We start from the raw sequence: 20,648 nt of genomic DNA, 5'->3' as shown, positions 1-20,648 counted from the left end.
GTATCTGGCAGCGGCGATGACGAGCCAAAATCCGTCAGCCCCACCACAAGGTTCCAGCAGCGGCGTCTTTCGGAGGCCACTGGGCGCCACGCGGCGTGACATTGCGGGAGCCCGCACCCGCTTCAAGCCACTGCAATCTGACTTTTGGCGAAACAGCGAAAAGCGCTTGGCCGCTTGTGAACGACGCTTTACGCGTTGCGCCAAAGGGGAAAATGCATGCGAGTTTCAGGCGACAATTGGCGTTCAGGTGAACTCTTCTGGCCCGTTCGTGACGCCGCCGCGAGCACGAGCGCGATCTTCTCCAGTGATGACAATATCGGCGGCCTTCAGCACGTCACTACATGCCCCTGCACAGGTTGCCTTGCAAAACTCGCTGATCAATTCACGCAGCTCGCAGAGACGAACAATGGCACAAGCGTTCAGCTCTCAATCGACAACGCATCCAGCGAATATCAAGTCCTCTCGAACACGCTAACGAGCGGCGGCGATGGCCCGCTCTTCCTCGGCGATGACATCGCCGACAACACCTCGACGACGACCTCGATCGCCGTTGGCGGCACGCTCAATAGCAGCATCCAAACATCAGGCGATTTGGACTATATCAGTGTCACTTTGGTCGCCGGCCAAACCTACACATTTTCGCTTGGCGGCGGAACGATGGTGGACTCGTATCTCGAGCTCCGCGATGTCAACGGCACGCTGATCGTCCAAAATGATGACGGCGGGATCCTGACCGATTCCTTCCTGATGTATAATGCTACGCAAAGCGGCACGTATTACATTGTCGCACGAGGTTTTGACGGCTCTTCGTTTAGCATTGGCACTTACTCGCTGGCGGTGAACGCCATCACGACGGGCTCGACGTCTCCAACAACGTTCACAAATAACGGCCTGCCCTATTTTTCCTGGGAAGAGGCCGCCATTCAGATCTCGCGCAGCGGCGCAAGCTGGGCGCCCAGCTTTGGACAATCGGCCGTTGTCACCTACGCCTTCCGCGCATCCGCGCCGGCACAGATGCCAAGTGATACAGGCGGCTTTTCAGTGTTCTCGGCCGCCCAAATCGCCGCGACTGAAGCTGCGCTGGCTGCTTGGGCGGCGGTTGCAAATATCACCTTCGTGCGCGTCGATGACGGCGCTGGCTATTCCAACAATGCGACGATGCTGTTCGGCAATTATTCGACCGGTGAAGCCGGCGCCGCGGCCTTTGCCTATCTGCCGTCATTTGCCAACACCGCATCGTCGAGCGTCGAAGGCGACGTCTGGATCAATTCGAGCTTGACCTATAACGCCAATCCCACAGTGGGCGATTATGGCGTTCAAGTTCTACTGCACGAAATCGGTCACGCGTTAGGCCTCAGCCACCCAGGCGACTACAACGCCGGCGTCGGCAGCCCGTCCTATCCCGCAAGCGTCGATTTCTACGGCGACACGCGCATGTTCGCGACGATGAGCTATTTCTCGTCGGGCAATACGGGCGGCAATTACACAACTTATGCAGGCTTGCCGCAGATGTTCGACATCACGGCGATCCAGCGGCTCTATGGCGCAAACTTCGCCTCGCGCGCCGGCGACACGGTTTACGGTTTCAACTCGAACACCGGCGTGCCGCAATACGCTCTGACGCTCGCGACCCAACAAGCCGTGTTCACGGTTTGGGATGGCGGCGGCATCGATACCTTGGATTTTTCGGGCTACAGCCAAGGCGGCACGATCGACCTCAGGGCAGAGTCATTTTCTAGCGTGGGCCCCAATGGCGGCGGCTCGGCCAGCTTCAACGTCTCGATCGCGCACGGCGTCGTCATTGAGAACGCAATCGGCGGCAGTGGCGATGACACGCTAATCGGCAACGACGCCAACAACATCTTGAATGGTGGTTTCGGCGGCGACGCCATGCGTGGCGGCCTTGGTGATGACACCTACTACATCAACACGTTCAGCGACTTCATCACCGAAAATGCCAGCGAGGGCACCGACACGGTGATGTCCACGCTGACGCACACACTCGACACCAACCTCGAAAATCTGACGCTTTTAGGTGCGAGCGCGATCAACGGCACGGGAAATGCGCAGAACAACATCCTTACCGGCAACGATGAAATAAATACGCTGTCGGGCGGCGACGGCAACGATACGCTCAACGGCGCAGGCGGCGCAGATATTCTGCAGGGCGGCAATAATAACGATACGCTGAACGGCGGCGCCGGCGCTGACAATATGCAAGGCGGCGATGGCGATGACATTTACGTCGTCGATGACGTCGGCGACGTCATCACCGAAAGCGCGGCCCAAGGCGCAGACACGGTGCAATCGAGCGTCTCTCGCACGCTAGGTGCAAACGTTGAAAATCTGACGCTCACCAGCGGGTCGAACATCGATGGCACGGGCAACGGCGAAAACAACGCAATCAATGGAAATGCGGGCAACAACATCCTTTCGGGGCTCGATGGATCCGACACTATCAATGGCGGCGACGGAGATGACATCATTGCCGGCGGCCTCGGCGTCGATACGCTGAGCGGCGGCGAGGGTTCCGACGGATTCTTGTACACGATCGGCGACGGCAACGGCTCGATTAACGGCGGCAACGGCGCAGATTCAATGGTAATCAGCGACCTCATCGGCGCCGGCAGCATCCTCAATGCCAACTGGAACGGCTCAACATTGACGGCTGTTGCAGGAAACGCACTGACCAGCGTGGAGAGCGTCTCCGCCAACATGGGCGATGGCGTCGACTGGTTAGTCTACAACACAACCTCTTCTGTGACGGTCAATCTCAGCATCAGCAGCGCCTCGGGCTTCCTCAGTATTGCCAACTTGGAGCGCGTGGTTGGCGGATCAGGATTTGACAACATCACTGGCAACGCTCTCGACAACCGTCTCGATGGCGGCGACGGCGACGACACGCTCGCCGGCCTCGGCGGCATCGACACACTGATCGGCGGCAACGGCGCCGATACGCTGGTCGGGGGCGCGAGCAACGATTCCGTACAAGGCGGCGCCGGTAATGACATCGTCAGCTGGATCGTCGGCGAAGGCCGCGACACCATCGATGGCGGCGCGGACTTCGATACGTTCAACGCTGAAGGCACGGCCGGCGTTGAACTTGGTCAAGTCACATGGAACGGCACGTCGCTCACCGCGGTGATGGACAACAGCCTCACCAGCATCGAAGCCGTAACCCTGAACTTGCTCGGCGGCGTTGACTGGCTGATCTACTCATCAACGTTCGCTGTGACGGTGAACCTCGCCACTAATTCGGCTTCAGGCTTCTCTTCGATCAGCAACATCGAGAAAGTCATAGGTGGCTCCGGCGGCGACACGCTCACCGGCGACAGCCTCGACAACCGTCTCGACGGCCAAGCCGGCGCTGATACGCTTGACGGCGGCGGCGGCGCTGATGCGGTGCTCGGCGGCGATGGCAATGACACCATCTACGCCAGCGCCGACAATGACTCGCTGCAAGGTCAAAACGGCGACGATACCTTCATCTGGACCTCAACCGATGGCCGCGACACGTTCAACGGCGGCGCTGACTTCGACACCGTGAACCTTACCGGCTCGGCCGTCGCTGATGTCGCCGACGCCAATTGGAACGGCACGGCGATCACAGGCCTTCTCAACAACGCCCTCGTCGATATCGAAGCCATCAACCTTGATCTCGGCCTTGGCGGTTCAGGCGGCGATTGGCTACGCTTCAACACAGCGCTCGGCATCACCGTCAATCTCGGAACCGGCACGGCCACGGGCTTTGCGTCGATCACCGGCGTCGAGAACCTCATCGGCGGCACGGGCGGCGATACGTTGATCGGTGATGGCGGCGCGAACAAGATCAACGGCAACAATGGCGATGACATCATCACCGGCGGCGGCGGCAACGATAATCTAACCGGCGGGGCGGGCAACGATACGTTCGTCTACGCAGCAGGCTGCGGCAACGACACCATCGTTGACTTCGACGCTTGGGACGTTGGCGGCCAAGACTTCCTCGATGTCTCGGCCTTTGGCATCAATGCTGGCAATTTCGCCGCCCGCGTCGCCATCATCGACACCGGCGCTGACACCGTCGTCCGCATCGATGATACATACTTCATCACCCTCAAAAACGTCTCCGGCGACGGCGACAACGTCATCACCCAAGCCGACTTCATCTTCGGGCCGTAAGGATGGTGACGAGCAGCGGCGGGTCACGCAGGTGGTCCGCCGTGACGGACAGCAAGCGAGACAGGCGCCCAGCTAAGGCGCTCGTTTCGCTGCAACGGAGCTTCGGCGCAACTCGGCGCAAGATCTAAGAGTGGGACCTATTATGGCGAAGCGCGAACTGATCATTGAGGGCGTTGTCATCAACGATGACAGCGACGTGTTCACTATCGCCGAGATTGGTCACAACCACCAAGGCGACATTGAAAAATGCAAAGCCATGTTCCGAGCCGCAAAGGAATGCGGCGTCACCTCGGTAAAACTGCAGAAGCGTGACAATCGCGCGCTCTACACGCAGGCTATGTACGACGAGCCATACAATTCAGAGAACGCCTACGCACCTACCTACGGCGCGCACCGTGAAGTCCTCGAATTCAGCGAAGAGCAATACAAGGAGCTACTCGCCTACGCACGTGAACTCGGCCTCGTCTTCTTCTCGACCGCATTCGATGTCCCTTCGGCGGACCTACTCGAACGCGTCGGCATCCCCTGCTACAAAATTGCCTCCGGCGACCTCACCAATCTGCCGCTCGTCAAACACATAGCGCGGTTCGGCAAGCCGATGTTCATTTCAACCGGCGGCGGCACCATGGAAGACGTGCAGCGCATGGTCGATGAAATCACACCCCTCAACGATAAGTTCTGCATCCTTCAATGCACATCCGGCTATCCGCCGGCGTTCGAAGAACTGAACATTCGCGTCATCGAGACCTATCGCAACGCCTTCCCCGATCATGTGATCGGCTTCTCAAGCCACGACAATGGCATCGCCATGCCTCTGCTCGGCTACATGCTTGGCGCGCGCGTTCTGGAAAAGCACTTCACCCTGAACCGCGCCTGGAAGGGCACTGACCAAGCCTTCTCGCTCGAGCCGGCCGGCATGCGTCGCGTCGTGCGCGACCTGCAACGCGCCAAAATCGCGCTCGGCGATGGCGTGAAGCGCGCGTACGAGTCGGAAGAAAAGCCGCTGATGAAGATGCAGAAGAAGATCGTCGCAGCGCGTGATCTTCCCGCGGGCCGCGTCCTGACCGAGGCTGATCTCACCTTCAAATCACCCGCTGACGAAGGCTTGCGCCCATTCGAGGTCGACAAGCTCATCGGCAAGAAGCTCACCCAGCCGCTGACACGCGATCAAGCCGTAACCTTCGACATGGTCGCCAAAGCCGCAGACGTCGCCTGATCATAGTGACAACGAATTGAAAGGGACGCTTCCTGAGCGCTGCTTTTTCGTGTCTGTTTAGCGCTGATGTCCGACACCGCCCGTCCCGGCAATCCAAGCTTCGCCACGAAAGCCGCGCAGGTAAGACTGCTCGCGTTGGATTTCGACGGCGTGATGACCGACAATTCCGTCTATGTTTTTGAAGACGGACGCGAGGCCGTGCGCTGCTCGCGGCTCGAAGGTTACGGCCTGCGCCGCCTAAGCGCAGCCGGCGCCGAACCTTTCATCATTTCGACTGAAGCCAATGGCGTCGTCACCGCGCGCGCTAACAAGCTCAAAATAGATTGCACCCAGAACGTCCCCGATAAGGTCGCGGCGCTGATAGGCCTGATGGCCGAGCGAGGCCTCGATTGGCCGCAGGTCGCCTTTCTGGGTAACGACATCAACGATTTGGAGGCGCTCTCCAGCGTCGGCCTTGCCGTAATCGTTGCCGACGCGCACGAGTGCGTTCAAAACAAGGGCTTCTTCCGTACCCGCCGTAACGGCGGCGACGGCGCGGTACGCGAACTTTGCGACGCTATCGCGGAAGTATTGGAAGGAAGAATGTGAGCACAGCTCCTGCTCTCTTTTCGCTCGAGCGCGAGACAATTGTCGTCACCGGCGGCTATGGCCTGATCGGCCGCGCGCTGGTGTCTGGTCTACATGGTCTCGGCGCACGTATTGGCGTGATTGAGCCGCGTGTGAGTGAAGCGCAGAGCGAAGCTGCCTTTGGCGCGCTGGCAAAGAACGATCGAATCGGGGTCTTCGCTGCGGATGTAACCAAACGCGATCAGCTTGAAGCCGCGCTGACAGAGATCAAAGCTCAGCTCGGCGGGCCGACGGGCCTTGTCAACAATGCCGCGCTGGATTCCCCACCCGACGCACCAATCTCTGAGAATGGTCCGTTCGAAAGCTACCCAGAAGAATCCTGGGACCGCGTGATGAACGTGAACGTCAAAGGAGTCTTCCTCTGCTGCCAAGTCTTCGGCGCCGCGATGGCCCAATCCGGCCGAGGCGCGATCGTGAACGTGAGCTCGATCTACGGCGCGGTGTCGCCCGACCAGGCGCTCTACGAATTTCGCCGCGAAGACGGCCAGGAATTCTACAAGCCGGTCGCCTACTCGGCCTCTAAGTCAGCGCTCTACAATCTTACGCGCTACGTGGCTGTCTATTGGGGACCAAAGAACGTCCGCGCCAACACCGTGACGTTTGCCGGGGTCTTCAACAACCAAGATCCGCGCTTCCTTGAAGCCTATGCGCGCAAGATACCGCTCCGCCGCGATAAGCCGCAGCTCCGCAACATGGCCGAACCAAATGACTATATCGGCGCGATCGGGTTTCTGCTGTCGCCCGCTTCGAGCTACATGACCGGCGCGGATATCCGCGTCGATGGCGGCTTCATGGCGGTGTAACGTGGCGCGTGTGATTCCCTCCCTTATCGCCGGCGCCGAAGTAACGAGCGGACGCATCGCGCCAGTGCTGAACCCGCACAACAATGAAACAATATGCGCGGTTTCACTTGCGGACGCCGAGATTTCCGGCGGCGCCATCGCAGCGGCGCGGGCTGCACAAGCAGCCTGGGCGGCTGTGCCTGCGGTGAAGCGCGGTGAAATCCTCCTAAAGGCCTGCGCCCTAATCGAAGAGCGCTCGGAAGAGCTTTCGCGGATCGTCGCTGAAGAAGCGGGCAAGTCTCTAAAGGACGCGCGCGGCGAAACCGGCGGCGCCGTGCAATGCGGACGCTTCTTCGCTGGCGAAGGCCAACGTCTTTTCGGCCGCACGATGCCATCAAACACGGCCAACAAGTACGCGATGACAATCCGACAACCGTGCGGCGTTGCGCTTCTCATCACCGCCGCGAATACGCCGGCGCCGAACTTTGCGTGGAAAGTCTTTCCCGCACTGATATGCGGCAATGCGGTCGTGCTCAAACCTGCCGAGGATACGCCCATCTCCGCAGACTGGATGGCGCGCGTACTGATCGAGGCAGGCGTACCCGCCGGTGCGCTCAATGTGGTGCAGGGCCTCGGCGCGGAAGTAGGACCTGAACTCACTCAGCATGCTGATGTGGACGTCATCTCCTTCACCGGTTCCGATCGCGTCGGGCGTGGCATCGCCCAGGCAGCCGGTGCCGATTTGAAGAAGCTCTCACTCGAACTCGGCGGCAAAAACGCGTTCGTTGTTTGCGATGACGCCGATCTCGACAAAGCCGTGCGATGGGCGGCGCTCTCGGCATTCTCAAATGCGGGACAACGCTGCGCGGCAGGTAGCCGCTTTGTAATTTTCGACGCCGTCTACGATACGTTCGTTGAGAAATTCGTCGCCGCCACCAAAGCCCAAAAACTTGGCGTCGGGGATGATTGCGATCTTGGACCAGTCATCAATCAACGTCAGATCACCGCCATGATTGACGCCATCGGCCGCGCGCAAAGCGCAGGAGCCCGCGTTCTGACGGGAGGCAACCGCGCTGTTGGAACGCTGGCATCGGGCAATTATCTTGAACCGACCATCGTCGAAGGCGCAGCCGTTGACGGCGAACTTAGCCTCACCGAGCTCTTCGGCCCAATAGCTGCGCTCTATCGCGTACGCGACTACGCGGAGGCGGTACGTGTCACAAACGCTTCGCCTTACGGTCTTACAGCCTGCATCCATACGCGCTCGATCGACCGCGGCTGGCACTTCACGCAAGTGGCCCAGACCGGCGTTGTCGTCGTCAATGGCGGCACTTACGGCTCGGAGCCGCACATGCCTTTCGGCGGGCGAAAAGCCTCCGGCAACGGCTCCCGCGAGCCAGGCACTGAAGCGCTCGATGTCTATTCCGACTTGAAGGACATCTATCTCTGGATCGATCCACCATGACGGGCGCGGTCACGGCCGTCGCATTGATCCCTGCCCGCGCAGGTTCGAAGCGAATCCCCGATAAGAACATTGGATCGCTCCATGGTCATCCGCTGATCGCCTATACGATCTGCGCGGCGCGGCAGGCGGGCGTGTTCGATGCGGTTGTCGTCTCCACGGACTCTGAGCGCTATGCGGCGATTGCCCAGCACTACGGCGCCGACGTCCCAGGATTGCGCCCAATCACGATGTCCGGCGACATATCGCCTGATATCGAGTGGGTGCGCTACACGCTGCAAATGTTGACCGACCGGGGCGAGCCCCACGACATCTTCTCTCTGCTGCGCCCGACCAGTCCATGTCGCAAACCCCAGACGATCCAACGCGCCATGGCCCAGTTCGCAGCGCAAGTCGGCGTGGACTCATTGCGCGCAGTTGAGAAATGCGAGCAGCACCCTGGCAAAATGTGGATCGTAAGCGGCGATCGTATGCAGCCGCTGCTGCCGATGGCGGATGGACAGGTTCCGTTTCACTCTTCGCAATATGCAGCGCTGCCGGAAGTCTACGTGCAGAACGCAAGCCTTGAGATTGCATGGTCGCGCGTTGCACTCGAACATGGATCTATCGCCGGCGAAATACTAACGCCATTCCTTACTCAGGGAGATGAAGGCTTTGACGTGAATCGGCCGCGTGATTGGCGGCTGCTCGAAATGGCTCTCGAACGCGGCGAAGCCTCTCTGCCAGAGATCGATCGACTGCCGTTTTTCGGTTGAATCAGCTCGAAGTGGTTTCGCCCGTGGTGGTCCCGTCTACGTTCTCACCAAGTCGCCTGAGTAGTTCTTCGCAGCGCCGCTGCAAACGCTGGCTTACTTTGATCAATTGCTCGCGCTTTTGCTCAGATTCCTTAAACCGCGCACGCAGTCGATCGTGCTCAGCGCGAATCTCGGCGCTCCTGTCATTCGCAGCTCCCCGCTTCTGCTCGGAATCCTTGAACCGCGAGCGCAACTGCTCAAATTCCGCCCGACTCGCAGAAATCTTTCCATTTGCCGTCTTTAAGGCCAATTCAAGGGCCTCCAACCGAACGCGCAATTTTGCTTCAATATTACGAAGACTGGCAATCTTTTCACTATTTTGATCGACAAGCCGGTCGCGCCCTTCGACGGCTGCCGAGAGCGAAGACACCTGATTTTCCGCGTTCAGCGCCCGCTTACGCGTTTCAAGCCAGGCTTGTTGCATGGCGCGCACAGGATCGTCAGTCGCGGTATCGCTCTCGCCGACTATGCTATCGGCAACCTGCGCCAGTTCACGCTGCAGCATCTCGGCGTCGTGCAGCGCTTGGTTCTGCGCGACGATCACTTGTAGCAGCGCGAGCGCACCTTTATCGCGTGGGGTAACGTCGTGTCTCGCTGTGCGCTCAAGCATGCGCTGCAGTCGGATCTGTCCCTCCCCTTCGCGTGCAAGAAACAGATTGCCGCTAAACGGCTCGGATGCGGCGGGCAGCGTCACAGCGCCGGTAATGCCGCGCCGGTAGATGCGAAATCCATCACTAGCCAGAACAGCCATCGTTTCCGCGAACGCCGCCCGGCGCGCGTCATCGAGATTCTTATGGGAATATTCGAGTTGGACGATCGGCGCGCGCGAACGGCGCAAAAGCTCGCGCGCGCCGCTCAGCACCTCGCCTTCCCCGCCTTCAACGTCAATCTTGAGCAGATCGATGGAGGCGATATGTGATAGAGCCACATCGAGCGTGACGATTTCGACATCGACGCTGGTCACGTCCGCATCGAGGCGTGTTGTTCGATGTAAAGAGCTGAACGAAACATCGTCGCCGATGTAAAACTCCGCCCTGCCCACAGAGGCGGCCACTGCGAGCTGCTTTGCAGTGACAATAGAGCCCAGCGCATTATCTGCGATGTTGCGCTCAAGCAACGCGAAGGCGCCGGGCGCCGGCTCGAACGCGAACACGCGCCCCTGTAGCCGCGCATAAAGCGCCGCGCTCAACGCATAAAGGCCAAAGTTCGCGCCGACATCGACGATCACGCTGCCGGGACCAACGAGCTGCATGAAGCCTTCGAAATCGGGTCCCTCAGGCATGTAGCCGGCGGCAACGGTGGCCGCGAAGATGTCGCCGCCATCAACCGTAAAGCGTAGGCCCGACGTCGTGCGGAAGCTGGTGGTCGACTGAAAGAGAGCGCGCACGCGCGGCGTCGTAATCGCCGAGAGCGCAATCGCCAAATTCGGATCCGCCGCAGCCGCGGTTTCGCCAAGTTGGAGCAATGCGCGCAGCTCAGCATCCGGAGGCGTGTCCGCGAGGGCGAACGCGCGCGAGCTCAGCATAGTACGGATGAGCGCAAACGGATCGAACGCGTTAGACGTCAAGGCGACGTACGACCTCCAGAAATTTGACCGCGCTAGGTACGCTGGTCTAGTCAATCCGCAACCGCATAGCGAGGTCTACTGACATCTCTGTAGGTACGACGCCTCCTCAAATACAAGCTTCTTCGCCATCGGCTATTATTACGGGGGCGGGTGGATTTATTGGATCGCATGTTGCGGCGGCGCTTGCGGCCCAAGGGTGGCGCACGGGCGTCACTGGCCACCCGGGGCATAGATGCGAAGCGGCGGCGGCGCAGGCCTGGGGAACGCTTAGCGTCGAAACTCTCACCGAATTGGCTGGTCAACTTAAGAGCCCGATCTCTGCGATCGTGCATTGCGCCGGAGGTTCGTCTGTCGGACCTTCGTTGCAGGATCCGGCGAAGGACTACGAGCGCACGGTGAATTCGACGCTGCGTGTGCTGGAATTCATGCGCGCTCACGCGCCCGGGACGCGCTTGATCTTGCTTTCGAGCGCGGCCGTCTATGGGGCGGCAAACGTTGAGCCATTGCATGAGGATTTGCCCAAGCGGCCGATCTCGCCCTACGGCGCACACAAGGCAATCGCCGAGGATCTCGCGCACTATTGGGCCGAGCAATTCGGGTTCGAAGCGACGGCGCTGCGTCTCTTTTCGGTTTACGGTCCGGGCTTGCGCAAACAATTGCTCTGGGAACTCAGCCGCCGCGCCATCGCCGGCGAAAGCCCCCTCACTCTGTTCGGGACGGGTGAGGAGCGGCGCGATTTTATCGAGATCGAAGATGCGGTGCGTTTGATCGTGCGCGCAGCGGACCCCATGCTCCCCCCCCCTGCGGTGATCAATGGCGGCAGCGGCGCCGCCAGCAGCGTGCGCGAGGTGGCGCAAGGTCTCCTCCGGGCGCTCGGGTGCGAACAAGAGCTGGCGTTCAACAGCGCAGTGAAAGCCGGCGATCCGACGACGATGGTGGCGGATACGGCGCGGGCGCGGGCGTTTGGGTTTGAGCCCGCCGTCTCCCTGGAACAGGGCCTTGCTCGCTATGCGGTCTGGGCGCGGGATTAGGACGCCGCGAGTAACGCCGGATCGGGGTCCGGCGGCAGCTGGCGTGGGCGCGCCAAGGGCGATGCGCTTTGGCGCAGATGATACGGCTTTCCGCGCGTCAGCCAAGGATCAAGCAGGCTGATGTGGCGCGATGCGATTGTGTTGTGCCAATCGCGCGTCAGGAGGCCCGCGGCGCCCGCTTCGGCGCTATTGATCTTGAAGCGCGGCCCCAGCGCCTCGCGATAGGCTTTCCAGGCGCCCCGGCGCAGCCGGTAGAAGACGTCGAAGCGCCCGAAGGCGCCGTACTTGGCAAGATAGAGCCGCTCGGCCTTCTCGTGGTGCGCACGCAGCGCCACCCATTCGGGTGCGTTCTGATCGGCGGGCCAATTGCGATAGTGATGGATCGCGACATCGCGCGTGTAGACGACATCGCGACCCGAGAAGAGCACTTTGGCGGTGAGATCTGGATCGATGCCGTAAAAGCCGAACGTCTCGCTGAAATAATCGACGTCGCGGAGCACGCTGGTGGGCAGCACGCCCTGATTGACGTTCAGAATGCCGGCCTTGGAGATGCCGCCGATATAGGGCGCCTTGGCGAACGGGCCTTCTTTGTCACGTGTCTTCAGACCCACCATGCCGATGCGCGCGTCGCGTTCGAGGATGGCGACAGCGGTATCGAGACCATTATTGACGATCTCATTGTCGTCGCTCAGCCAGACCACATAGGGCGTGGCAATGGTGCGGAAGACGTCATTGTAGGCCTTCGCCTGCCCCAGCTTTTTGCCGACCAGCAGCGGCACGAGGTCGGGTGCGGCGGCTTGGCGCAAATACTCCACCGTTCCATCGGTCGAGCCGGCGTCGGTGACATAGATGATCGTGGGCGTACGGGTTTCGCGGCGGATGCTGTCGATGCAGCGTTTGATCTGATCGAGCCGGTTAAGGGTACCGACCACAACCGCCAAACGCGCCGGGGCAAGCGCCGTATCCATACTGCAATGCCCTAAAATATCAGCGATTTGGGAGGTGGAAGCCCGAGCTTTAGCTGCTTCGGGCAGGCGAAACAATGTTCAGACTGCGCCTCCCTTGAACTAAGCGTTGCCATTGGCCGGTGCGTGTTGGAAACAAGAGCAACGGCGGGCTTCCAGGGAACATACGGGGACATGGCGGCGGAGCTCAGCTCTTTCTTGGATCGCATCGAGCGGCGGCTGCTCAGCCTCATCGCGGACCTACGCCAGCCCGCCGGCGCCACTCCAATTCCGGCCGCGCACCTTCCATTTTACGCCGACGCCGATATCGAGCCGATGCGCCCGCACGTGAAGCGCCGACGTGCGCCGAAGGCCGAACGCGCGCCGCGGCCGCCTTCAGTTGATTTACGCGCCGACGTTTCGATCGTGCTCGGCAGCTTCAATCGGCGGGTTCTGCTGGAGCGCGCGATCCAATCGGTGCGGGAAAATCTGGCCGGCATGCGCGGCGAGATCGTCGTCATCGACGGTGGGTCGGATGATGGTTCGATCGAATGGCTGGTCAGGCAACAGGACATCATCACAGTTGTTCAGCACAATCGCTATCAGCAGGACGGGCTGACGCGACGGCGCATGACGTGGGGCCAGTTCATGAACATTGGCTTCCGCGCCGCCAGCGCCGAGCGGCTGATCATGATCTCGGACGATTGCTATCTCCTGCCCGGCGCGATTTCGAGCGCTCTGCAGCGCATGGACGACGCCGAGCGCGCCGGCATCGAGGTTGGCGCCTGCGCCTTCTATTTCCGCAACTGGCCGCATGACAGAGCCTATTACGTGCAGCGCACGTTGGGCGGCAATCTGATGGTCAATCACGGCGTCTACACGCGCCAGGCGCTGGCGACGGTCGGCTATTGCAACGAAGACGACTACGCCTTCTACAAAGCCGATAGCGACCTTTCGCTTTCGATCTGGGAAGCCGGTTACGCGATCATCGATGCGCCGCGGTCGATCTGTGAGCATTTCATGAGCCATGCCGAGGCCTCGCGAATCTCAAATACAGCGACGATGGATTTCGACCGACAGACCCTCAGCAAACGCTGGAGCGCCCTCACCGGCAAAAACGGCGCGCGAAAGATGGGCCGCAAAGAACTCGATTGGCGCGATCCTGAAAACACCGCTGAGCGCGTGTTCGGCGATCAAATCGAGCCGACGCCCATGGCTGCGCGCGCGGCGCAATTGTAGCGCCTCCTTCGCGCTGGACTTCACGAGCTCGCTTGAACAAAACCACGCGAATCGCGCCTTGGTGCGTTCGGGACTTTGGCGATTGGGTTTGGAATAGAGGACGACTCCATCCTCATCAACGACGGGACCACTGCTCGTAAAATCGCAAATCGTCCGCCAGCAGATCCGCTAACTCGGACATCAGACGTGTGTCGGAGCGCACTTCTCCCGCCAACTGCGCGTAATTCTCATGCGGATTGATTTGCAGGTGGGGAATCTCTTGGTGTGCGCCTAGAAACTGCTGGAGGCGCAGAATATCCACCGAAAAATCTTCGAACAGTCCAATAAAGTCGAAGCTCTTCATATCCACGCCACCGAAGTAGGTCTGGGTGTAGAAATAGCGGAAGGAGTTATGACGAGCGAAGTCCAGAACCGTCGCGCTGTTTTCAATCATCCGCGCCCGAAAGGGAGCGCGCGATGGCGCGCCCATCCAATGGAAGTAATTTGAAAGCAATCTCTCGCGAGGGTCACGTAAAAAAACTAAGCGCGTAGCGTCCAGGTGATCGTACTTGTTGAGCCAAAAATGACCGTGAACTGCCGGCTCTGCAATGATCGGATTTTCCGCCTGAAATTGCGCGCGGTACGCTTGCCGGTCTCGATTGAAGGGCGAGTCCGGGTCCGCAACTGCATCACCGTTGTCACGACGAAGCGAACCAAAGTGCGACTCGAGCACCTTCCCAACCGTGCTCCCACCGGTCTTAGGTAGATGAACCGACACGATCATCAAGTAGAGTAACCCCAACGTTCAGGTAGCCAGCCGGCCTTGCGGTCAAACTCTCGCAGCACTCTCGACGTAAATCGCTTTCGCCATTCCCCGACTTGGCCGCGAAAAAAAGTGCCGGCGCTGGGATTGAACACATTGCGCCAAGCGATTTCGAAGCGCGCGTCATTCGCCTCGATGCCAGCGAGCTTTGCCAGCGCGACACAAGCGTCCAACTGACGCTGATTGTCACCACCGCCCCTCGGGCCAACGATATCTTCAAACCGGAACACTTCGACACCAGGCATGGAGAGCCAGCCGTAATAGGCGTCGTAGTAGTCAGCAAAAGGTATCAACCTTCCCGCGCCGTCAAGCAGGAAGAGCAACGCATCCTCGTCGCTAAGATCAACGAGCATATCGCTAACATGCGCCGGAAGGTTCTGAGCCCGCGCATAATTGAGCATGCTTAGGAGTGCGTCGCGCGGATCACGCGTTACAAATGCCGCACCAATTTGGCGGCCCGCTAGGATTTCCGCCCAGCGAGTTTCGGGCAAAAAGTGATTGTGCGTAATTTCGCCAACTCGCAGAGCGGCAATTTGCGTTTCCACGTCAAGCCAAGCCTGCTCTATCCGATCGGCGTTATGCTCAGAGTGTCCCTCGAACGCGTAATTCGCAAGCTGACACTTTGAAAAATGAGCGTGATGCAACACAGCTGGCGCTTCACCCCATGCCTGCCGAGCCAATCCGAACTTGGAAAAGAAAGAATATACCAAGTTCTTCCCACACTTCGGGATTGAAGTGAAAAAGACTGGTCGGCTTGCTGAAGTCATCCGAATAGATCGTCGACGCGCGCGTGAGACCACAAGAACAATGGTCGGACTGCACCTTTCAAGCGGACGTACGGACCACGTGCGGAGTCCTCACCGAACCGCGCTTCATGCGCCCAGAAGGTCAACGCATCCTCCACGACGTGGTGACGCGTCAGACCACCCGCGTGCGGCGCGTTCAATGCGACACTCACGCGATGAAGGCCGAGATTTAGCAAGTGCGCTGGCACATGCATTCGCGATCGGTAAATCCCAGGACCTCGCCGCCACTGGCCGGCTTCCGGCTCAGAGCACACAGCGCTGAAAATAAGATGCGCGTCCTCGGTGTAAAACCGGAAGGCCGGCAGCACAACGGCCTCGCCCGATACGATTTGATAGTCGACCTCAATATTGAAATCGGCATTGACGTCGATGTGGGCGGTTTCGGCGTCTTCGGCATCCAGCACCCGCGCCGCGAGCAGACGCGCGGTCGTGTCGGATTCCGGTTGCGCCATGCCGCGCGGCAACGATTTGCGTCGCTGAGGCGGCGCCTCGAACTTGACGCTGGCCTTCAAATTCATCGACTGATCGGTGTAGGCCTTCACCACGTCATCGACGCTGCCATCCATCGCGATCTCGCCGCGCTCGATCCAGATGCAGCGATCGCAAAACTGACGCACGGCCGCGAACGAGTGCGAGACGAAGATCAAGGTCGGGTTATCGACCATCAGTTCGCCGACGCGCTGCAGGCACTTGGCTTGAAACGCCGCATCCCCGACGGACAGAACCTCATCGAGCATCAGCACGTCAGGATCGATGTGCGCGGCGACGGCAAAGCCGAGGCGCGCGCGCATGCCTGTAGAATAGACGCGGATGGGCTCGTTGATGAACCGGCCAAGCTCGGCGAAGGCTATGATGTCGTCGATGCGCTCGTCGATCTGCTTACGCGAAAGGCCGAGCAAGGCGGCGTTGAGATAGATGTTCTCGCGACCGGGCAGATGCGGATTAAAGCCGGTGCCGACCTCAAGCAGCGAAGCGACGCGGCCACGAATTTCGGCCCGGCCCTCCGATGGCGCAATGACGCGCGAGAGCAGCTTCAGCAATGTCGATTTGCCGGCGCCGTTGCGGCCGATGATGCCGACGCGTTCACCTCTGTTGATGGTGAAGCTGACATCGCGGAGCGCCCAGAACGCTTGGTCTTCCCTCACCCGTGCGTTCAGCAGCGCGCCGGCGCTGTGCTTGCCGCCGTCGAGCAGGTAGCGCTTGCCGAGGCCCTGCACGCGTAGCGCGGGCTCTTCAGACGTCGCCATCGCCGCGTTCGGCGCGGGGCGATCGAGATCGGCGGCGCTCACAGAAACTCCGCGACGTTGCGGCTGGCGCGGCCAAGCAAGGTGAGCCCAACTAGCAGCGCAACCACAGTGAAGCCGCACGAATAGGCCCATGCGGCCCACGGAAACGGGTCGGTATCGAACAGCGCGCCGCGCACGGCTTGCAGCGTGCCGACCATGGGATTGAAATTGAGCACCAGTTGCGCGGCCGGGCTCATACGCTCTGGCGCATAGAACACCGGCGAAATGAACAGCCCCAGCATGAGCGCAATACCGACGCCTTCGCGAATATCAGGCAAGGCGAGCGAAACGGCGGCGATGCCACAGCCGAGACCAAGCGCCAGCAGCATCATCTGCAAGATCACCGGCACGAGCATCAAGGTTTCAAGATCAACGCCGACGCCAAGCCAAATCTGCAGCGCGAAGATGGCAATGAGCGCAAGGCCAATGTCAGCAAAACGCGCAAGGCACTGCGCCAACGGCAGAATGAGGATAGGAAAGTAAACCTTCTGGATCAGGCTGGCGTCCCGCGAGAGCGCGCTCGATGCCGCGAGAGTCGTATCGGAGAAGATGAACCAAAAGCAGACGCCGGCGAGCACGAACAGCGGGTACGGCGATCCATGGCCAAGCTCGACGCCCGCCCCTGCGCGCAAGAAAATGAAGATCAGGCTGATCGCCAAAGGCCGCGCGTAATAAAGCAGGAACGAGGCTTGAAACTGCAGATACTTGGCGCGGAAAGCGCTGAGGGTCATCTGCCAGAGCAGCCCGCGATAATTCCAGAAATCGCCTGGAATGATCGGGCGGCTTTTGCGCGCGGCATCGATAACGATCAGCGGCTTGGCGCTCATCGCTTCAACATCCCGCGCACGATGTCGCGCGCCTTGGCGGCGGCGCTTAACGCTGTGAGAGACATTTTCCCGGCCGGCGTCGCGAGCGATGCGCGCGCCTCATGGGCGACGGCGTCACCGCTCAAGTCGGCGTCAAAAAAACGCTGGCGCGCTTCAGGCGACATCTTCACCAGGCTGGCCACCATCATCTGCGTCATGGCGCTAGGATATAGCGGATATGCCTCCTGGCCGATATAGCCGCCAAGCCCGGCAAGCTCTTCAGGATGCTCGCGAAACAATCCGCGTGCGCCGGCCTGGAACAGCGCCTCGTCATCCGCAGCAACTCGGCCTGCGGTTACGTCGGCGCGGAGTTCGAGCAGGGATTGCGCGGTAACGGGCTTGGGATCGTGCACGGCGGGATCGTAGCGGCGCTTGGCTTCCGCGGCGATGGCGAGGAAGCGCCGCGCGCACGCCACCACATAATCGCGCTGGCGCGCTTCGGCCGCGTCGCTCGATAGGCGCGCGGGCGGCGCTGCGAACCATGCATCGAGTCGAGCGGCGAGCGTGGCGGCGTCGTCGGGATCAAAGAATTGTGAAGCCGGCGGCGACTGCTCGCGATGCACGGGGAAGTCGGAGAGCAAGCTCGGCAGGCCGAGCGCGCGCGCTTCTTCAACGACCGTGCTCCAGCCTTCGAAGCGGCTGGGCTGCACCACGCCGATGGCGCCGAGCATGAGATCGATCTGATCGTCGCGCGCGATCGAACCAAGAAGCGTAACGTGCTGTCCAACGCGCGGCTCGGCCAGCAATGCGCGCACACGGTCGGCGTAGTCCGGCCAGCGATCGTCTTGCAGTGCGCCGCTCATGACGATGTGCACATCGTCGCGCGTCACACGCTCTAGTGCTTCAAGAACGAGGAGATGGTTCTTGTGGCGCCAGAACTGGTTGCAGATGATCGCATAACGCCCGGGCGCGCCAAGCCGCGCGCGGGTAGCGGCGATGCGCTCAGGAGTGCGTGCGTACACTTCGCTGGCGAACACCGCGGGGAACGGCAGCACGTGGCGCGGCGCTTGTGCTTCGGGCACGACGCGGGCTGTGTCAGCGTCCGCCATCTGGCTCGATACGACGCAGACCGGCGCATGTGTGGCGAGCAAGCGGTACTGCAAGAGCCGGCGCCGCGCTTCACCTTGCGAAAACAGCTCCGGCATATGGCGGCATTGCCAATCGGGGATCCACCCTGCCCACGGCGCGCCGAACGGCGTTTCCGCCAGCTGCGTAGCGGGATAAACGAAATCGAGGCCGAGGCTGGCGGTGTTTTGAAATGGCGCGATGGCGTCGCCGAGATGCGCGTGCTCTTCGGCGATCTTCTGCGCCGCTGGCGTCGCTGCAAGCAACGTAACGCGAGGACGTTCGCCGGCCGGTAGCGATTGCAGCGCGCGCGCCCAGTTGAGGACGTAGTTTACGCCGCCCATCCAACCCGGATTGTAAAATAGCCGCAGTCCGATCCGCATACCGCATGTCTAGCACATCGATTCACAGCCATGAAAACCGCAAGCGCAGGCAGCGACTGGCGCCAGGGAACATGCGCCGGTAATCTGACGGCCCGAGGGACGGGGAACGTGGCGATCACATCGGAGCAGCGCGCCGCAGAGGAGCGCTATACGCAGCTTAGGCTTTCGATGGACCGCGCCGAAGCGGTCGGCGACGATGAGCGCGCCATCAGTATCGGAGTCGATTGGGCGGACACGTTTCCGGACCGCGTCTTACCGGCGATACGGCTGGGCGAGGCGCAATGCCGCATCGATGATCTCGGCGGCGCGTTGTGGACAATTGAAAATGCGCTAAAGAACGTGCCCGGCGATGCGGCGCTGCTGAAGCGCGCCGGGAAGATTTGCCGGATGCAGGACGATCACGAGCGCGCCATCGGATATCGCCTCGCCGCGATCGCCGCAAACCCCAATGATGCGCGCCAGGGCTGGATCGATATCGCCAACATGAAGCTGGCGCTTGCGGATACGGCCGGCGCGCGCGAAGCGCTGGCGACGGCGTACGCAGCCGGTGAACCGCCGGAAAAGCACAGGCTGACGGACGCCTACCTCGCCTATCTGGCGCGCGACGGCGCACGCGGGCTGGCGCTGGTCGATGCGTACGAAGCCGAGAACGGCGTTTCCGAAAGCAGCGCTCAGACGCGCAAGAAGCTCATGACGTTGGAGGGGCTCCGCGAAGCGCGGCCGTCGATCCGGCTTCAATCCGCTGCGACAGCCGAACTGCGCGCATTCGCGGACGCGAGCAATGTCCCCACCACGGCGCTGGATGCCGAGAAGATGCGGCTGATCACGCCAGCGGGCGACATATTGTTCGAGCGGGTGCCGGATTCGCGCTCGCTGCTGCTGGCGTTCGGCGGCCTTTCAACCATGTTCGGCGGCGTGGCTGAGGACATGGGCTTCCTGGTCCGCCGCACGCGCATCAATGCGATGTTCGTCAGCGACCCGCAGCGCCTGTTTATGCTCGGCGGCTTCACCTCTGTCGGTGATTATCGCGCCACCATCGACTGGCTGTTCGCATTACGCGAAGCGTGGGGCATCGAAAACTTCTACTGCCTCGGTCTCTCCGGCGGCGGCTATCCAGCACTACGCTACGGCCTCGACCTCCACGCGCGACGTATTTTGACTTTTGCTGCGCCGACGCAGATCACGCCCGGCATAACGCAGATCGACAAGCGGGCGACGGCGTTGGCCGTGCGGGTCCTGAACCGCAAGCCGGAAATGTGCATCAATTTGCGCGGTGAGATCGAGCGATACGGCGATGCGGCCCCGGAGATCATCAATTATTTCGGCGCGGAGATGGCCGAGGACGCTCACCACGCGCGCAATATCGAAGGCTTGCCGACGGTTTCATCGCGCGGCGTCAGCGGCCTCGACTCGCACGCTATCGTGCGTTGGCTGAAAGATTCCGGACATTTCCCCGATATCCTGGCTGAGTTCCTGCGCGACACCGACTAGGTATGTTGAAGCAAAGCTAGAAATTTTACGCCTTATGCGTCATCCAAAGCGCTCGGGTGCCGTTTGCGCGAACCTCAAGACATAATCAACTTGCCACTCCCGCGCGGGACCGCCTACTACCCCCAA

The 20,648-nt window shown here is 60.8% G+C and carries 16 protein-coding genes; 9 read left to right on the top strand and 7 right to left on the bottom strand.

The window, feature by feature from the left end; genetic code table 11:
- Positions 1-216 precede the first annotated feature (216 nt).
- The 6 genes from ATE48_RS20315 (at position 217) to ATE48_RS13375 (ending at position 9,003) form a co-directional block, all read left to right on the top strand.
- Positions 217-4,161 carry a M10 family metallopeptidase C-terminal domain-containing protein gene (locus ATE48_RS20315; protein ID WP_066772314.1) on the top strand — a complete coding sequence of 1,315 codons (3,945 nt, stop codon included), beginning with the start codon at positions 217-219 and terminating at the stop codon, positions 4,159-4,161.
- A gap of 142 nt (positions 4,162-4,303) precedes the next feature.
- Positions 4,304-5,377, top strand: coding sequence for an N-acetylneuraminate synthase family protein (locus ATE48_RS13395; protein ID WP_066772313.1), 1,074 nt, complete (start codon positions 4,304-4,306; stop codon positions 5,375-5,377).
- A gap of 66 nt (positions 5,378-5,443) precedes the next feature.
- A complete protein-coding gene (locus ATE48_RS13390; RefSeq protein WP_066772312.1) occupies positions 5,444-5,965 on the top strand; it encodes a KdsC family phosphatase in 522 nt (173 codons plus the stop codon).
- On the top strand, positions 5,962-6,807 hold the full coding sequence (locus ATE48_RS13385; protein WP_066772311.1) for an SDR family oxidoreductase: 846 nt from the start codon (positions 5,962-5,964) through the stop codon (positions 6,805-6,807). The genes ATE48_RS13390 and ATE48_RS13385 overlap by 4 nt, the downstream gene beginning before the upstream one ends.
- Position 6,808: 1 nt before the next feature.
- Entirely contained in the window at positions 6,809-8,251 is a 1,443-nt protein-coding gene (locus ATE48_RS13380) for an aldehyde dehydrogenase family protein (protein ID WP_228126619.1), read from the top strand.
- Positions 8,248-9,003: an acylneuraminate cytidylyltransferase family protein gene (locus tag ATE48_RS13375; protein WP_066772306.1), complete on the top strand. Its 756-nt coding sequence runs from the start codon at positions 8,248-8,250 to the stop codon at positions 9,001-9,003. Before ATE48_RS13380 ends, ATE48_RS13375 begins: the two co-directional genes overlap by 4 nt.
- A 1-nt stretch (position 9,004) precedes the next feature.
- Here ATE48_RS13375 and ATE48_RS13370 read toward each other — a convergent pair whose 3' ends face one another.
- A complete protein-coding gene (locus ATE48_RS13370) occupies positions 9,005-10,609 on the bottom strand; it encodes an FkbM family methyltransferase (RefSeq protein ID WP_066772304.1) in 1,605 nt (534 codons plus the stop codon).
- 53 nt (positions 10,610-10,662) lie between these two features.
- Between ATE48_RS13370 and ATE48_RS13365 the strand changes: the two genes are divergently transcribed.
- The gene (locus tag ATE48_RS13365; RefSeq protein ID WP_083197346.1) at positions 10,663-11,640 is read left to right on the top strand and encodes an NAD-dependent epimerase/dehydratase family protein; all 978 of its coding nucleotides are present in this window, start codon (positions 10,663-10,665) and stop codon (positions 11,638-11,640) included.
- On the opposite strand, the gene ATE48_RS13360 is transcribed toward ATE48_RS13365, so the two are convergent.
- Positions 11,637-12,608, bottom strand: coding sequence for a glycosyltransferase (locus tag ATE48_RS13360; RefSeq protein ID WP_066772299.1), 972 nt, complete (start codon positions 12,606-12,608; stop codon positions 11,637-11,639). The two genes, ATE48_RS13365 and ATE48_RS13360, sit on opposite strands and share 4 nt — an antisense overlap.
- A gap of 171 nt (positions 12,609-12,779) precedes the next feature.
- Here ATE48_RS13360 and ATE48_RS13355 point away from each other — a divergent pair, with 171 nt between their 5' ends.
- Positions 12,780-13,823, top strand: coding sequence for a glycosyltransferase family 2 protein (locus ATE48_RS13355; protein WP_066772296.1), 1,044 nt, complete (start codon positions 12,780-12,782; stop codon positions 13,821-13,823).
- Between the two features lie 115 nt (positions 13,824-13,938).
- Here the strand turns inward: ATE48_RS13355 and ATE48_RS13350 are convergent, their stop codons facing one another.
- The 5 genes from ATE48_RS13350 to ATE48_RS13330 all read right to left on the bottom strand — a co-directional run bounded on the left by ATE48_RS13350 (position 13,939) and on the right by ATE48_RS13330 (position 19,031).
- Positions 13,939-14,586 (bottom strand): sulfotransferase family 2 domain-containing protein, encoded by a 648-nt coding sequence (locus tag ATE48_RS13350; protein WP_083197345.1) that lies wholly within the window; start codon positions 14,584-14,586, stop codon positions 13,939-13,941.
- Positions 14,586-15,170, bottom strand: coding sequence for a sulfotransferase family protein (locus ATE48_RS13345; protein ID WP_156767766.1), 585 nt, complete (start codon positions 15,168-15,170; stop codon positions 14,586-14,588). Before ATE48_RS13345 ends, ATE48_RS13350 begins: the two co-directional genes overlap by 1 nt.
- Positions 15,171-15,388: 218 nt before the next feature.
- Positions 15,389-16,720 (bottom strand): ABC transporter ATP-binding protein, encoded by a 1,332-nt coding sequence (locus ATE48_RS13340; protein ID WP_066772290.1) that lies wholly within the window; start codon positions 16,718-16,720, stop codon positions 15,389-15,391.
- The gene (locus ATE48_RS13335; RefSeq protein ID WP_066772289.1) at positions 16,717-17,544 is read right to left on the bottom strand and encodes an ABC transporter permease; all 828 of its coding nucleotides are present in this window, start codon (positions 17,542-17,544) and stop codon (positions 16,717-16,719) included. The genes ATE48_RS13340 and ATE48_RS13335 overlap by 4 nt, the downstream gene beginning before the upstream one ends.
- Positions 17,541-19,031 (bottom strand): glycosyltransferase, encoded by a 1,491-nt coding sequence (locus ATE48_RS13330; RefSeq protein ID WP_066772287.1) that lies wholly within the window; start codon positions 19,029-19,031, stop codon positions 17,541-17,543. The genes ATE48_RS13335 and ATE48_RS13330 overlap by 4 nt, the downstream gene beginning before the upstream one ends.
- Before the next feature lie 108 nt (positions 19,032-19,139).
- Here ATE48_RS13330 and ATE48_RS13325 point away from each other — a divergent pair, with 108 nt between their 5' ends.
- On the top strand, positions 19,140-20,522 hold the full coding sequence (locus ATE48_RS13325) for a tetratricopeptide repeat protein (protein WP_066772285.1): 1,383 nt from the start codon (positions 19,140-19,142) through the stop codon (positions 20,520-20,522).
- The last annotated feature ends 126 nt before the right edge of the window (positions 20,523-20,648 follow it).

Origin of the sequence: Candidatus Viadribacter manganicus, assembly GCF_001679665.1 — a bacterium.
Classification (GTDB): domain Bacteria; phylum Pseudomonadota; class Alphaproteobacteria; order Caulobacterales; family Aquidulcibacteraceae; genus Vitreimonas; species Vitreimonas manganica.
Note: the sequence above shows the minus strand (reverse complement) of the source record. Positions and strands in the feature narration are given on the sequence as shown.